This is a genomic window from Microbispora sp. ATCC PTA-5024, from assembly GCF_000511135.2.
Lineage (GTDB): Bacteria > Actinomycetota > Actinomycetes > Streptosporangiales > Streptosporangiaceae > Microbispora > Microbispora corallina.
In genome coordinates, this window is the sequence record NZ_KI866522.1 from 376490 (window position 1) to 389734 (window position 13245).

At 74.8% G+C, this 13245-nt stretch carries 16 protein-coding genes; 7 read left to right on the plus strand and 9 right to left on the minus strand.

Annotation, left to right across the window (positions count from 1 at the left end; genetic code table 11):
* Nucleotides 1-25: 25 nt before the first annotated feature.
* The gene (locus tag MPTA5024_RS01735) at nucleotides 26-574 is read right to left on the minus strand and encodes a TetR/AcrR family transcriptional regulator (RefSeq protein WP_036319000.1); all 549 of its coding nucleotides are present in this window, start codon (nucleotides 572-574) and stop codon (nucleotides 26-28) included.
* A gap of 68 nt (nucleotides 575-642) precedes the next feature.
* Between MPTA5024_RS01735 and MPTA5024_RS01740 the strand changes: the two genes are divergently transcribed.
* The 4 genes from MPTA5024_RS01740 (at nucleotide 643) to MPTA5024_RS01755 (ending at nucleotide 4455) form a co-directional block, all read left to right on the plus strand.
* Nucleotides 643-1611 (plus strand): ABC transporter ATP-binding protein, encoded by a 969-nt coding sequence (locus MPTA5024_RS01740; protein ID WP_036319001.1) that lies wholly within the window; start codon nucleotides 643-645, stop codon nucleotides 1609-1611.
* On the plus strand, nucleotides 1601-2350 hold the full coding sequence (locus MPTA5024_RS01745) for an ABC transporter permease (protein WP_036319002.1): 750 nt from the start codon (nucleotides 1601-1603) through the stop codon (nucleotides 2348-2350). The genes MPTA5024_RS01740 and MPTA5024_RS01745 overlap by 11 nt, the downstream gene beginning before the upstream one ends.
* Before the next feature lie 81 nt (nucleotides 2351-2431).
* Entirely contained in the window at nucleotides 2432-3193 is a 762-nt protein-coding gene (locus MPTA5024_RS01750; RefSeq protein ID WP_063794604.1) for a maleylpyruvate isomerase family mycothiol-dependent enzyme, read from the plus strand.
* Nucleotides 3181-4455, plus strand: coding sequence for an MFS transporter (locus MPTA5024_RS01755; protein WP_051457596.1), 1275 nt, complete (start codon nucleotides 3181-3183; stop codon nucleotides 4453-4455). The genes MPTA5024_RS01750 and MPTA5024_RS01755 overlap by 13 nt, the downstream gene beginning before the upstream one ends.
* A gap of 21 nt (nucleotides 4456-4476) precedes the next feature.
* Here MPTA5024_RS01755 and MPTA5024_RS01760 read toward each other — a convergent pair whose 3' ends face one another.
* A complete protein-coding gene (locus MPTA5024_RS01760; RefSeq protein ID WP_036319041.1) occupies nucleotides 4477-4839 on the minus strand; it encodes a YciI family protein in 363 nt (120 codons plus the stop codon).
* A gap of 335 nt (nucleotides 4840-5174) precedes the next feature.
* Between MPTA5024_RS01760 and MPTA5024_RS01765 the strand changes: the two genes are divergently transcribed.
* The gene (locus MPTA5024_RS01765) at nucleotides 5175-5777 is read left to right on the plus strand and encodes a TetR/AcrR family transcriptional regulator (protein ID WP_036319043.1); all 603 of its coding nucleotides are present in this window, start codon (nucleotides 5175-5177) and stop codon (nucleotides 5775-5777) included.
* A 123-nt stretch (nucleotides 5778-5900) separates the two neighbouring features.
* On the opposite strand, the gene MPTA5024_RS01770 is transcribed toward MPTA5024_RS01765, so the two are convergent.
* The 3 genes from MPTA5024_RS01770 to MPTA5024_RS01780 form a co-directional block, all read right to left on the minus strand.
* Complete coding sequence (locus MPTA5024_RS01770) at nucleotides 5901-6776, minus strand: alpha/beta fold hydrolase (RefSeq protein ID WP_036319044.1); 876 nt, start codon at nucleotides 6774-6776, stop codon at nucleotides 5901-5903.
* Complete coding sequence (locus MPTA5024_RS01775; protein ID WP_036319048.1) at nucleotides 6773-7207, minus strand: helix-turn-helix domain-containing protein; 435 nt, start codon at nucleotides 7205-7207, stop codon at nucleotides 6773-6775. Before MPTA5024_RS01775 ends, MPTA5024_RS01770 begins: the two co-directional genes overlap by 4 nt.
* Before the next feature lie 71 nt (nucleotides 7208-7278).
* Nucleotides 7279-8691 (minus strand): carboxylesterase/lipase family protein, encoded by a 1413-nt coding sequence (locus tag MPTA5024_RS01780; protein ID WP_051457597.1) that lies wholly within the window; start codon nucleotides 8689-8691, stop codon nucleotides 7279-7281.
* Between the two features lie 59 nt (nucleotides 8692-8750).
* Here MPTA5024_RS01780 and MPTA5024_RS01785 point away from each other — a divergent pair, with 59 nt between their 5' ends.
* A complete protein-coding gene (locus tag MPTA5024_RS01785; protein WP_036319050.1) occupies nucleotides 8751-8930 on the plus strand; it encodes a hypothetical protein in 180 nt (59 codons plus the stop codon).
* A 13-nt stretch (nucleotides 8931-8943) separates the two neighbouring features.
* Here the strand turns inward: MPTA5024_RS01785 and MPTA5024_RS01790 are convergent, their stop codons facing one another.
* Nucleotides 8944-9486: a dihydrofolate reductase family protein gene (locus tag MPTA5024_RS01790; RefSeq protein ID WP_036319053.1), complete on the minus strand. Its 543-nt coding sequence runs from the start codon at nucleotides 9484-9486 to the stop codon at nucleotides 8944-8946.
* Between MPTA5024_RS01790 and MPTA5024_RS01795 the strand changes: the two genes are divergently transcribed.
* A complete protein-coding gene (locus MPTA5024_RS01795; protein WP_036319057.1) occupies nucleotides 9467-9658 on the plus strand; it encodes an ABC-F family ATP-binding cassette domain-containing protein in 192 nt (63 codons plus the stop codon). The genes MPTA5024_RS01790 and MPTA5024_RS01795 overlap by 20 nt on opposite strands.
* Nucleotides 9659-9662: 4 nt before the next feature.
* On the opposite strand, the gene MPTA5024_RS01800 is transcribed toward MPTA5024_RS01795, so the two are convergent.
* The 3 genes from MPTA5024_RS01800 to MPTA5024_RS01810 form a co-directional block, all read right to left on the minus strand.
* Nucleotides 9663-10865 carry a L,D-transpeptidase gene (locus tag MPTA5024_RS01800; protein ID WP_232326126.1) on the minus strand — a complete coding sequence of 401 codons (1203 nt, stop codon included), beginning with the start codon at nucleotides 10863-10865 and terminating at the stop codon, nucleotides 9663-9665.
* Between the two features lie 157 nt (nucleotides 10866-11022).
* The gene (locus MPTA5024_RS01805; RefSeq protein WP_036319063.1) at nucleotides 11023-11826 is read right to left on the minus strand and encodes an isocitrate lyase/PEP mutase family protein; all 804 of its coding nucleotides are present in this window, start codon (nucleotides 11824-11826) and stop codon (nucleotides 11023-11025) included.
* Between the two features lie 61 nt (nucleotides 11827-11887).
* Nucleotides 11888-12961 carry a cytochrome P450 gene (locus MPTA5024_RS01810; RefSeq protein ID WP_232326127.1) on the minus strand — a complete coding sequence of 358 codons (1074 nt, stop codon included), beginning with the start codon at nucleotides 12959-12961 and terminating at the stop codon, nucleotides 11888-11890.
* Between the last annotated feature and the right edge of the window lie 284 nt (nucleotides 12962-13245).

Below are 13245 nucleotides of genomic sequence, written 5' to 3' on the forward strand. Positions count from 1 at the left end.
CGGCCATCGTACAGGCCGCGCTGAATCATGATCGCGGCCGGTCGCGACGCGTGGTGAGGATCCGTTCGATGGCGTCGGCGGCGTAGGCGAACTCCTCGTCGGCGTCGAGGTGGTCGAACCGCCCGGCGGCCTCGGAGGCGGCGAAGCCGAGGACGAAGGTGGACAACAGGCGCTCGGCGCGGACGGCCTCCTCCTCGGGCAGCCCGGCCTCGCGCAGCGCGGCGTGGGCGGCGTCGCGGGGCACGCGGGCCGCCGGGGTGACGGCCGGGCGCTGGAACAGCAGGGGGAACAGGTCCGGATGCGCCCGCGCGAGCGCCCGGATGCCGGCGGCCAGCGCGGTCAGCCGCTCGCGCCAGGGCAGGGCCGGGTCGGGTGTGGGGATGGCTCCGAGCAGGCGCTCCACCAGGCCGTCGAGCAGGCCGCGTTTGTCGCCGACGTGCCGGTACAGCGCCATCGGGGTCACCCCGAGCCGTTCGGCGACCGCGCGCATGGTCACCGCCGGCAGGCCCCGTTCGGCGGCCAGACCCCAGGTGGCGTCGACGATCTCGGCTCTGGTCAGTCCTCTTCGGCCCATTGACGCACTCCCCTTCCCGCCGCCAAAGTATACATTGTAGATATACGTCGTATACTTCAGGGGTGCCCATGCTGGAGGCCACGGGGCTGCGCAAGCGGTTCGGCGCGGTGACCGCGCTCGACGGCTTCGACCTGGCCGTGACCGCGGGGGAGATCTGCGGGCTCATCGGCCACAACGGGGCCGGGAAGACCACGTTCGCCCGGATAGCGAGCGGGCTGGACCGGCCCGACGCCGGGCGGGTGCTGATCGGCGGCGCCGACCCCCGTACGGCGCGGGGACGGGTGGGCTGGGCCCCGCAGGAGACCGCGCTCTACCCCACCGCCACCGTGCGGGAGAACATGCGGCTGTTCGGCGGCCTGGCCGGACTGCGCCGCCGGCGGCTGCGCGCGGAGATCGACGAACTGGCCGACGCGCTCGGCCTGCGGGAGGTCCTCGACCGCCCGGCCGGGCGGCTGTCGGGCGGGCAGCAGCGGCGCGCCCAGACCGCGACCGCGCTGCTCAACCGTCCGCCGGTGCTGCTGCTCGACGAGCCCACTGTGGGGGCGGACCCGGACACCCGCCTGGACCTGCTCGCCGTCGTGCGCGCGCGGGCCGCTGAGGGCGCCGCGGTCTGCTACACCACGCATTACCTGCCGGAGCTGGTCGAATTGGACGCCACGCTCGCCGTCGCCGCCGCGGGCCGGGTGATCGCGCGCGGCTCCCGGGCCACCCTGCTGGCCGGGCTGCCCGGCAGGGCCGTCCTCCGCTTCGACGGCCCGCCGCCCGCCGCCCTCGTACCGGCCCCCGGCGAGCCGGGCCGCGGGCCAGGCTGGGAGCACGGCTGGGAGCACGGCTGGGAGCACGGCTGGGAGCACGGCTGGGAGCACGGCGAGCACAGTGTGGTCGTCACCGCCGAGCGTCCCGCTGAGGCGGCCGCGCGGGTGCTGGCCGGCCTCGGCCCGGACGCCGCGCGGCTGCGCGGCGTCGACATCGCCGAGCCGACGCTCGACGACCTCTACCGCCACCTCGCCACCCGGGAGGGCCGCAGTGCTGCGTGACACCGCCGTCGTCGCCCGCCACACCGTCGTCCTGCTGGCCCGCGACCCCGGCACCCTCGTCGCGTACGCCGTGATGTCGGCGGTCCTCATGGTGGTCGTCCACCCGATCTACGAGCGGCTGGCCGTGCCGGGGACCTCGGGCGTGCTCAACGCCGCCTCCGGCACCGCGGTGATGTTCACCCTGCTCGCGCTCGACGTGGCCGGGGAGCAACTGCTGGCCGAGCGCGACTGGCACACCTGGGCGCGACTGCGCGCCTGCGCCGCCGGACCGGCCGCCATCCTCGCCGGCAAGGCGCTGCCGCTGCTCGCGCTGTTCGCGGTCTTCCAGGGGCTGCTGTTCGCCGAGGCGGCCTGGTGGTTCGGCCTCGACCTGGCGGCGGGCGGGTGGCGGCTGCCGGTGCTCTGGCTGGCCTGGTCGTCGTGCGTCACCGCCGTCGGGCTCGCGCTCGGCGCGTGGCTGCGCAGCCGCGGCCGGCTCGGCGTGGTCGCCGACATCGGCGCCATGATCATGATGGGGCTCAGCGGCGCCCTGGTGCCGCTGGACGGGCTGCCCGGATGGTTCGCGGACCTCGCCCCCGCCACCCCGGGCTACTGGGCGGTGCGCGGATTCCAGTCCGCCGTCTCGGTCCCGGCGTCCGGCGCGTACGCGCACGCCGTCGCCGTCCTCACGGCCGTCACAGTGGTGGCGGGGACCGCCGCCGTCGTGCGCGTCCTGCTTCCCGGACGGAGCCGGGCCTGACGTCGCGGTCACCATTCAGGAATCGGTGATTAGTCGATGCGGGGGCGGGTAGGCGCGGCGTGTCCAGGAAGGAGGACACCCATGCCCCCTCACGCTCCCCGCACGAGGGATCGCGGTACGGCCACGGAGACCGCCGGGGTCGCGTTGCTGGGCCCGCTCACCGAGAGCGTCCGCCGGCTGCTGTCCACCGCCGGCGCGCTGAACGAGACGGCCGTGCGGCGGCCGTCGCTGCTGCCCGGGTGGACCCGCGCGCACGTCCTGGCCCACATCGCCGGGGCGGCCGAGTCGCGGGTGCGGCTGCTGGCCGGGGCGCGGACCGGGCTGCCCATCCCCCAGTACGCCGGCGAGGACGAGCGGACCGGGCAGATCGAGCGCGACGCGGCCCTGCCCGCCCCGGCACTCGCCGACAGGCTGCGGACGGCGACGGGCGCGGCCCTCACCGCGATCCGCGACCACCCGCCCGGCGCCTGGGGCCGCGAGGTCACCTGGCTGGGCGGCTCGCGCGGCCCCGCCCACCGCGTCCCGCCGAGCCTGCTGTGCGAGCTCGAGATCCACCACGTCGACCTCGACGCCGGCTACACCCCCGGCGACTGGCCCGGGTGGTACGCCGCCTGGGAGTGCCGCCGCGTGGCCCGCGACTTCGCCGGCCGGGACCCGGCCGGCCGGCCGGGGGCGCGCGTCGCCGCCACCGACGACGACCTGTCCTTCACCTTCAGGGAGGGGCCGCTGGTCACCGGCACCTGCCGGGCGCTGCTGGCCTGGCTGACCGGCCGCTCCCCCGGGACCGGCCTCACCGTCGCCCCCGCCGGCCCGCTGCCGGAGGTGCCGCGATGGCGCGGATGACCCCGGCGGGGCCGGACGCCCCCGCGACGGCCGCGATCGTCCGGCGCCTGCTGGCCGCGCAGGCCGTCACCGGCTTCGGCGACGGGCTCTGGTTCAGCCTGTGGGCCATCTTCTTCACCCGGATCCAGGGCATCCCCACCGAGGCCATGGGCATCGCGGTCGGGCTCGGCGGGGCGGTCGGACTGCTCGCCGCCACGCCCGTCGGCGTGCTCGCCGACCGCCGCGGCCCCCGAGAGGTGCTCGTCGTCGTCATCGTGCTGCGCGGCCTGTGCATGGCCGCCTACGTCCTCGTCCACGACTTCTGGACGCTGCTGCTCGTGCAGTCGCTGTTCTCCGCCGTGCAGAGCTCGGGGTCGGGCGTGCGGGTGACGCTCGTGTACGGGCTCGTCCCCGGGGACCGGCGGCTGCGCACGCTGGCCCAGTCACGCGTGGTGCAGCACATCGCCTACGCCGCCGGCGCGGGGGCCGCCGCGCTCGTCCTGGCCGTCGGCGGCCGGCCCGTCTTCGTGGCGGCCGTGCTGCTGAACGCCGCGACGTTCCTGGCGGCCGCCGCCATCACCGTGACCGTGCCCGGTGTGCCTCCGGTGCCCGCCGAGCGCCGCCGCGCCGGCACCCAGGCCGTCCGCGACCTGCCGTACGTCGCCGTCATGGGGTCGACCACGCTGCTCGCGCTGTGCTGGGCGCTGCTGTCCACCGGGCTGCCGCTGTGGATCGCTGGCGACACCTCCGCGCCGCTGTGGGCCGCCGCCCTCGCCGTCGTGCTCAGCTCCGCCGCCATCGCGCTGTTCCAGGTCCGGGTGAGCCGCCGCGGGGCGGACGTCCCGGGGGCCGTTCGCTCCGCCCGCGTGTCCGGGATGGCGCTCGCCGCCTGCTGCGCGGTCTTCGCCCTGGCGGCCTGGCCCGGCTCCCCGCTCGTCGCGCTGGCGGTCGTCGTCGCGGGCGTGGGCGTCCACGTCGTCGGGGAGCTGTACTACGTGGCCGCCCAGTGGGGGCTGTCACTCGGGCTGATGGCCCGCGACGCCGAGGGGCAGTACCAGGGCGTGACCGCGACCGCCGAGGCCGCGACCGTCGCGCTCGGCCCCGCCGTGGTGACCACCCTGCTCACCGGCCTCCACGCGGTGGGCTGGCTGGTGCTGGCGGCGATCCTGCTGGCCGCGGTCGCGCCCGTCGGGCCGCTGGCGCGCCGCGCGCTGCGCGACCCCTACCGCGTGGGCGCCCGCCCTCCCGAGCCCGCGGACGGCGGGGTCACGGCCACGCCCTGACCCCGCCGCCCGCCGCCGGCGTCAGGCTCCCAGGCCTGACTCGTCGACCACCGGACGCACCTCGACGCCCTGGTAGCGGGCCTCGGGCATGAGCCCGGCCAGCTCGGCGGCCCGCTCGTCACTGTCGCAGTCGACCACGTAGAAGCCGGCCAGATACTCCTTGGCCTCCAGGAACGGCCCGTCGGTCACGGCCGGCACCTGGTCCTTGACGCGGATCACCCGGCTGTCGGACGGGCCGGCCAGCGCCGCGAAGCCGACGAGCTCCCCCGTCTCCCTGAGCTTCTGCTGGAACGGCTCGTGGGCGTTCATCATCGCCTCGAGCTCCTCCTGGGGCAGCGCGTCCATCAGCGCGGGGTTGTTATGAATGATGAGCAGGTATTTCACGCCTTCTCCTCACGGTCGTGACGCCCGCGGCGCCCCTCAACCGATGGCCGGAGCGGTCGCTCCGTCCGGACACCGCCGGCACCGCTCCCCACATGCGGCGAGCAGTCCCGGCGCAGGCACCGTAGGCCAGCATCCGAGCGCCGCGCCAGCGGAACGCGCGATGCCGCCCGCCGGGAGCGCCAGAACCCTCACGAACTCCAGCGGCCGTGTCGATCCACGCTCCTATCGGGGCCCTCGGCGTCCGGCGGCCCGAATGCAATGCGTTCGCATTGTAAAAGAGGTGTGAGAGGCTGTGCAATGCGGTCGCATGGCGACCGGCCGGAGGACGGGAGGACATGCCGAAAGTCGTGGACCACGAGGCGCGCAGGTCGCGTCTCGTCGACGCCGTCTGGGCCCTGGCCGTCCGCGACGGCCTCGAAGGCGTGAGCCTGCGCAAGGTCGCGGCCGAGGCGGGCGTGTCGATGGGGCAGGTGCAGCACTACTACCCCTCGATGGAGGAACTCGTCCGCGACGCCCTCCGCCGGGCCGTGCAGGCGGTCGACGCCCGGATCGCGCAGACCATCGGGGCGATCGGCGCGGCGACCCCCGAGGACGTGCTCCGCACGTGCCTGCGCGCGCTCATCGGGTTGGACGCCGAGGGGACCCGGCTCCTCCGGTTCTCCCTCGCCGTCCTGGGCCGCACCATGTCCGACCCGGAGATGACGCGGGTCCTCGCCCCACCGGACGAGCACCTGCTGTCCTTCACCGCCGACCTGATCGCTGCCGCCCGCGCCGCACGGGGGAACGCGGGCGACGTCGAGCGGGACGACCGGATGGAGGCCGACATCTGCTGGACGCTGGCCACCGCCCTCGGCGTCGACGTCGCCGTCGGGCAGCGCTCCGCCGAGGGCGCCGCGGCCGTGCTCGACCACCACCTCGACCGGCTGCTGGGCGGATAGCCGCCGGTCCGGGACGTCCTGTCCGCCGTGGGGCAGCCCGCCGTGGGCCGGGCACCAGAAACCGAGTACCAGGAACCGAGCAGCGTGCAGGAGCCGCGGTCCCGCTGCCGGCTTCGCGGCGGCTCAGGCTCCGGCGGGGACGTCGACGCCCTCCAGCAGGAAGCCGAGGATCGGCTCGGTCTGGCGGGGCAGCAGGTGCCCCGCCTCCGGGAGGAGCCGTACGTCGGCATCGGGGACGGCGCGCTCCAGCCGCCGCGCGGTGTCGTGGGAGTCGAGCATCGCGTCCCGCCCGCCGGCGACCACGAGCATCGGCGCCGCGACGCCGGCCAGCGCCTCGTCGCCGAAGACCGGCAGCCGGTCGCGACGCGGCCGGAAGTGCCGGTGGACGAGCAGCACGAACGCGCCGTACTCGCGTCCCGCGGCCTCCGGCCGGGCGGCGGCCGGCCCGAGGGCCATGCGCAGGAGGCGACGGCGCCCCCACCGCCCGAACGGCAGCAGCGCCGGCGCCGCCAGCAGCACGCCGATCTTCTGGCGGCCGACCCCGCCGGGGCTGAGCAGCGCCAGCCGGGTCACCCGGCCGGGACGGCGGATCGCGTGGTCGAGCGCCAGCCACGCGCCCAGCGATACGGCGACCACGGCCGTGGTCGGCAGTCCCAGCCCGTCCAGCACGTCGTCGAGCCACTGCGCGTACGCGTCCGAGTCGAGCGGCGGGCGCGTCGGCGCGCTCAGGCCCGGCTCGCCGATCACGTCCACCGCGTAGACGCGCAGACGCGACGACCAGACCGCGACGTCCGGCATCCACATCGCGCTGTTGGCGCCCGAGCCGTGCAGGAGCACGACGGGCGGCCCGTCCGGCGGCCCGCTGGCGACGGTGAACGTCTCCCCCTGCCGAGTCGGGATCCGCAGGTGCTCGCCCGGCACCGGCCAGCGCTCCAGGAACGCCCGGTAGCCCTCCCGCACCGCGCGGGCGCCCTCGTCCGATCGGTAGACGCCGGTCATCGGTCCTCCAGCAGCGTCGTCACGATCCTGAACAGGTCGGCGCTGACGGTGAGGCCCCCGATGACAATGATCTTCAGGACGGCGCGCTCCTCGTCGTAGATCGACTCCACGCGCAGCCGCTCGTCGCCGTCGCGGGGGGCCGCGACGACCGCCATGAGCGTGTTGGTCAGCCGGCTCACCTCCGCCCGGCTGATCGCGTCCACCTGGACGACGCTCGACACCTCGGCGTGCCGCGTGCGCCGCGCCGTCTCGGCCGGCGGCGGCGCGACCGGGTGGCCGGTGAACGCCTCCAGGTCCTCCCGCGCGATCCGGTACTGCTTGCCGATGCGGACGGCTTTGAGCCTGCCGTCGCGCACGTATCCGCGCACGGTCTTGACGTGCAGGCCCAGCAGGTTCGCCACCTGCTCGACCGAGTACGGCTGGTGCGGCACGGCACTCCTCCAACGCTCCCGGTCATGCCGCAACCTATCGTATCGCTCCCTGTTAGCACGTCGATAGGGAATTATAGGGAAGGATCGTACGTCTCCCAGATCCGCCGAGACACCGCTAGCGGGTCGTCGGCGTCGCGAGGGTCGTCGTCCCAGATCCGCGTACGGCGGCGGTCGAGGTCGTACCGGGGCCAGCCGGGGTCGCCGGTCGCCGCGAACGCGGCCCAGGACGCGCGGACCCGGGCGGACAGCGGGGCGAACCCGGCGGGCGGCGGCGAGCCGAGGACCCGCGCGGCGAAGCGGCTGCCCCCGTCGCCGAACACGAACGGCACGTCCACCCCGTGACCCGCCCCCGCCGGGCCGCGCCAGGCGAAGTCGTACATCCAGGTGCGCCCGCCTGCGCGCGCGTGCGCCTCCGCCGTGCGCAGGCTCGGCATCCGCACCAGCGCGTCGGACAGCATCGCGAGAACCGCCTCGCCTCCCAGGGCCTCCCGGTACGCGGCGGCGGCCCCGTCGCCGAGGCGGAGCGCGGCGGCCACGGCCTCCGGCGGCGTCGAGGGATCGGGCAGCGGACCGTGGCCGAGGTACTCCTCGTGGGTGAATCCGCAGATCAGGTCCACCTCGCGCGCGGCCAGGACGGGCCGCCACGGCGGTCCCGTCACCAGGTCCCCGTCCACGACCGGGCCGAACGCGGTCATCGGCCCGGCGCCGCCGGCCGGCGGGGCGTCCTGGACCGCGAGGATCGCCTCGGGCGGCAGCGCCGCCAGCCCCTCCCAGGTCGGCGGGACGCCGGCCGCCTCCGCGACGGCCGCGGTGACCGCCTCGGCCTCGGCGGCTCCCCGCAGGCCGGCGGGCACGCTCTGGGCGATCACCCTGCGCACCAGGCCCGCGGCCGCCGGGGCCCCGGCGAGCAGCACCGCCGACGCCGCGCCCGCCGACTGGCCGGCCACCGTCACCCGGCCGGGATCGCCGCCGAAGGCCGCGACGTTCCGCCGCACCCATTCCAGGGCGGCGATCTGGTCGCGCAGCCCCCGGTTGTCCGGGACCCCCGGGATGTGGCCGAAGCCCTCGAAACCGACCCGGTAGTTGACGGTCACCACCACAACCCCCGAGGCGGCAAGCGTGGCCCCGTCGTACTGCGGCATGCCCGAGGAACCGTGCTTCCACAGCCCCCCGTACAGCCAGACGACGACGGGAAGCCCGGCGGCGCCCAGGCCGGGCGTCCAGACGTTCAGCGTCAGGCAGTCGAGGCCGTCCTGCGGCCGCCAGACCGGGGGAACCCCGGGCCGGGGCGGAAGCTGGGGCGGCGCCGCTCCGAACGCGGCGCACTCGCGCACGCCGTCCCACGCGGCCGCCGGCGCGGGCGGCCGGAAGCGCAGCGGACCCTCCGGCGGAGCCGCGAACGGTATGCCCTTGAACGCGACCACGCCGCTCAGGTCCTGTCCCCGGACCCGGCCGGCGGCGGTCGTCACCACGGTGTCGATCACGCGTCCGAGCGTAGGGCCCGCTTCGCGGGAACGAGCGACGCGGCCCGTATCATGACCACATGTTCCATCGCAAACCGATCGAAGAGCGCATCGCCGAGCGGGTGGCCAAGCGGCCGCCGCTCAAGGAGGGCAAGCACTTCGAGCACCGCCCGGCGCTGATCGTGTTCTGCGTCGTCATCGCCCTGGTGGCCCTGAAGGTCGTCGGCGCCTTCGCCCTCATGAAGTGGGGACTGCGGTAGCGGCCCCGGCCTCTCAGACCCGCCGGTAGGTCTCGATCGACTCCCCGCCGGCGAACGCGCGGGTGCCGTCCGGTGCGAAGCGCACCGGGCCGAACGGTCTGTCGAACAGCGGGACGCCCGAACCGATCACCAGCGGGTGCCGCTTGACGACCAGGCGGTCGATCTCGGGAAGCAGCGCCGCCGCCAGCTTCCCTCCCCCGCACAGCCAGATCCCGGCGCCGTCCTCCTTCTTCAGGCGCTGGACGAACGACACCGGATCCTCCGCGACGACCGGCACCGCCGGATCCGCCTGCGACAGCGTGCGGGAGAACACGTACTGCCGCAGATGCGCGTACGGGCTGGTCACACCGACCGACAGGGCGGGCTCGTAGGTGGCCCGGCCCATTAGCACCGTGTCGAAACACCGGTTGGACACGCCGTCCAGGCCCAGCGGCCCGCGGGCGTGGACCGGCATGGTCTCCGGGTACTCGGCCAGGATCGCCGACTGGATCTCCCCCTCGAAGGGGAAGAAGCCGAAGCTTCCGTCAGGGGCGGCGATGTACCCGTCGAGGGGCAACGTCGAGTTCCACCTGGGAACCGGGCTGCCCGGCGACGCCACCTCCGTCGTGCTGCTCTACCTGGCCCTCAACTGGCTGATCCTGGAACGGCTGACGCTCCCCGAGGTGATCCCCGGAGAGCGCGTGGACGAGTTGGTCGCCGAGGCCGTCCGGCGGATCGTGCCGGGCTGAGCCGTCAGGACTCCAGGGCGCTGCCCTTCTTCCACTGCTTGTACGGCATCTGCCAGAAACCCCAGCCGTTGTTCCACTCGAGGATCCGGCTGGTTCCGACGATCTTCACGACGTCGCCCCGGTGGAAGTGGTCGTAGAACCACTTGGCCTGGTCGGGCCGGGCGTTCACGCAGCCGTGGCTGACGTTGGCGATGCCCTGCGAGCCGACCGACCACGGCGCGCTGTGCACGTACTCACCGCTGTTGGAGATGCGCACGGCGTGGTTGACGACCTCCTTGTAGTAACCGGGGTCGCCCTCCTTCTTGCCCGGGGAGATCATCGTGACCGGGTTGCCGCGTTCCATGGTCAGGTGGACGCCGCTGGTGGTCGTGTACTCGCGGGTGGTGCCCTTGCCCGCGCTGATCTTCATGGTCTGCACGGTCTTGCCGTCACGCTTGACGACCATCATGTGGGTCTTCGTGTTGACCGAGCTGACCCAGGCCGCGCCGATGTTGATCGTCGTGCTGTGGTCCTCGACGCCGTACATGTCGCGCCCGGCGTGCACGCCCTCCAGATGCGCGACGAACTTCACCTTCTGGTGGGCCGGCCAGTACTTGGCCGTCCGGTAGATGGCGAGTTTGTCGTTGATCCACCGCCACGCGCCCGGCACCGGCTTCTCCGCCTGCACCTCGAGAGCCTGCTCCACCGCGGCCTTGTCCTGGACGTTCTGGTTGAACGTGACCATGATCGGCATGCCGACGCCCACGGTCTCCCCCTTGAGACCGGGGGTGACGTCCGCCACGGCCAGCTTGAGCTTGGGGGTGAGCGTGCTGAACCGGCTGCTCGCCGTCGCCGGGCCGCCGTCGCCGGACGCCTTGGCCGACACCGTGTACTTGGCGGACGGCTTCAGCGGCTTCTTGGAGGTCCACTTCGTGTGGGCGGCGTCGAACTCCCCCTCGACCTGCTCGCCGTCCGCCTCGACCGTGACCTCCTGCAGGGAGCCGTTGGACGCGGTGACGACCACGGTCTTGTCGGGCCGCACCTTCGCGGTCCCCGACGCAGGACTGATCTTGATGACCGGCGTCGGGATCGCCGGCTTGTCGCCCCCGGCGCCGCCCCCCGGCGACCCGGGCGCGTTCGACCCGCCGGAGCACGCCGACAGCGCCGCGATCATGGCGACGGCGGCACCGGCGATCGGCAGTCTCGAACGAACGTCAGTCCTCAGCACAACCTCTCCCCCATGGGCGCAAAGGGCACCCTAAGACCTTATTCGCGGTTGCCTCTTATATGTGCAATTTCCCCAGGAGTCGGATCACGATTCGGTAGCGGCCAGGAGACATCTGCGTATGGAGAAGGTAAGGTTCGCGTAAAACTCGATCAAGAGTCTAGTCAGCGGGCGCACTCGCCAGTGCCTGCACCTCCCCGTACGACGGCAGGCCGCCGGGCGTGTCCCCGCCCTCGGCGACGGCCCTCGCGGCGGCGACCGCCGCCCCCAACGCCGCCCTGAACAGCAGCGATCCGGTGCTGATCCGGCGAACGCCGAGGGCCGCCAGCCCCGCCACCGTGTGCCGGCCGGGCAGGAACAGCACGTTGAGCGGCAGCGCCACCGCCTCCACGATCACGCGGATGTCCGGCTCCTCCGCGACGCCGGGGACGAAGACCCCGTCCGCCCCCGCGTCGGCGAAGGCCCGCACGCGGGCGACGGTTTCGGACAGTCCCCCGGCATTGAGCCAGACGGTGTCCGTACGGGCATTGACGAACAGGCCGGGCACCGCCGCCTTGATCGCGGCGATCGCCGCGCACCTGCCGTCCAGGCCGGACAGCGTCCCGTCGGGGCGCCCGTCCTCGATGTTCACCCCCGCCGCGCCCGCCGACGCCACCTCCGCCGCGAACGCGGCCACCTCCTCCGGGCTGTCGCCGAACCCGCCCTCGATGTCGACCGTGAACGGCACGGGCAGGCCGCCCAGCCGGCGTGCCAGGGCGAGGGTCTCCTCCCGCGTGCCGCCGGCCGCGTCCGGCTTGCCGGCCGCCGCGGCGACCCCGAGGCTGGTCGTCCCCACGGCGGCGAACCCGGCCGCGGCCAGCGCGGCGGCCGAGGCGTGGTCCCAGGCGTTGGGCAGCACCAGCGGCCGGTCGCCGTGGTGCAGCGCCAGGAAACGGGCGAAACGATCAGCCTGATCGATGCTCATGGGCATTCCTCCAGGTCGAGTAGGGGTGCGCGCGCAACGGTCCGAGCGCGCCGTCATCGGCTCACCTGGTCCGTCCGGCCGGCGGTCGTCGGCGTCCCTCCACCTCCAGGCGGGCGGGCACGCGCAGGTTCGGCGACGGCTCGTAGGTCACCGCGGTCACCGCGGTCACCGCGGTCTCCGCCGGGCTCCGCCCCAGCGCCGCCGACACGACCCCCGCGGCCAGTGCGAGGGCGATCCGCTCCCCCGGGCACGCCCGCGGCCCGCTCCCGAACCCCAGGTGTCCCGCCCCGTCGCGTCCGGGCCGCCCGTCCGCGCCGAACCGTCCGGGGTCGAACCGGTCCGGGTCGCGGAACACCGCCGGATCACGGTTGGCCGCCGCAAGGTCCAGCACGAGCACGGCCCCGGACGGCACGGCCACACCGCCCACCGTCGCGTCCTGCGCCGCCACCCGCCGCGTGAGCCGTACGGGCGGGTCGTGGCGCAGCGTCTCGGCCAGCAGAGCCTCGACCGCCGGATCCTCTATGGGCGCCGTCTCGCCCGGCGGGCGCAGGACGGCGGCCAGCGTGTTCCCGATCAGCCCGGCGGTGGCGTCGCACGCCTGGACGAGCAGCCCGGCCACCGCGGCCAGCCGTTCCCGGTCTGGCTCGCCAAGCAGACGCGCGAGGGAGGCCACGGCCGCGTCGGCGGCGGCGTTCCGCTCCCCGCCGGGGTGGTAGGCGGCGGCGATCGCCCTCACCGCGGCGACGGCCTCCTCCCGCCGTACGGCCGGAACGCCCAGGCGGACGGCGAGGACCCCGACCGGGACCCGGCGGGCCAGCAGCGCCATCACGTCGACGCGACCCGGGCGGGCCAGGGCCGCCTCGGCCTCGGCCCTCGCCTGGCCGCGCAGTTCCGCCGGGTCGAGGCGCGCGAGCAGCGCCAGCGCGCGGGAGCGGCGGCGGGCGTGTTCGGCGCCGTTGCTGAACCTGCTCACCGCCCCCCGCAGCCAGGCCATGCCCCCGCCCTCGTGGCCGTCCTCGCCGCCGGGCGGGACGGTGGGGACCAGGAAGCGAGGGTCGGCCAGCACGTCCCGCACGTCGGCGTGCCGGACCACCCTCCATGTGCCGTCCTCCAGGACGGGCGGCTGATGTCTCACGCCGACGACGCTAGGCGCGCCACCGTTCGTCCCCGGTCGAACCATGCCCGCACCGGCGGCCGCGTTCGGGACGGCGGCTTTTCGGGCGTGCGCAGGGCCGCGCCCTGGTCGCCCGCAGAAAAGGGTGGGTCTTCTCAACCGGCGATCCCGGACCGCTGCGAAGCGCCTGAACCACCGCGACGCGCCGCGAGCGCCCGCGGCCCGGCGCCCGGCGTGAGCCGGGGACGCGGCACAAGTACGCCCGGCACCACCGCTCCGGCCACGGAGCCCGACCTGCATGGGAG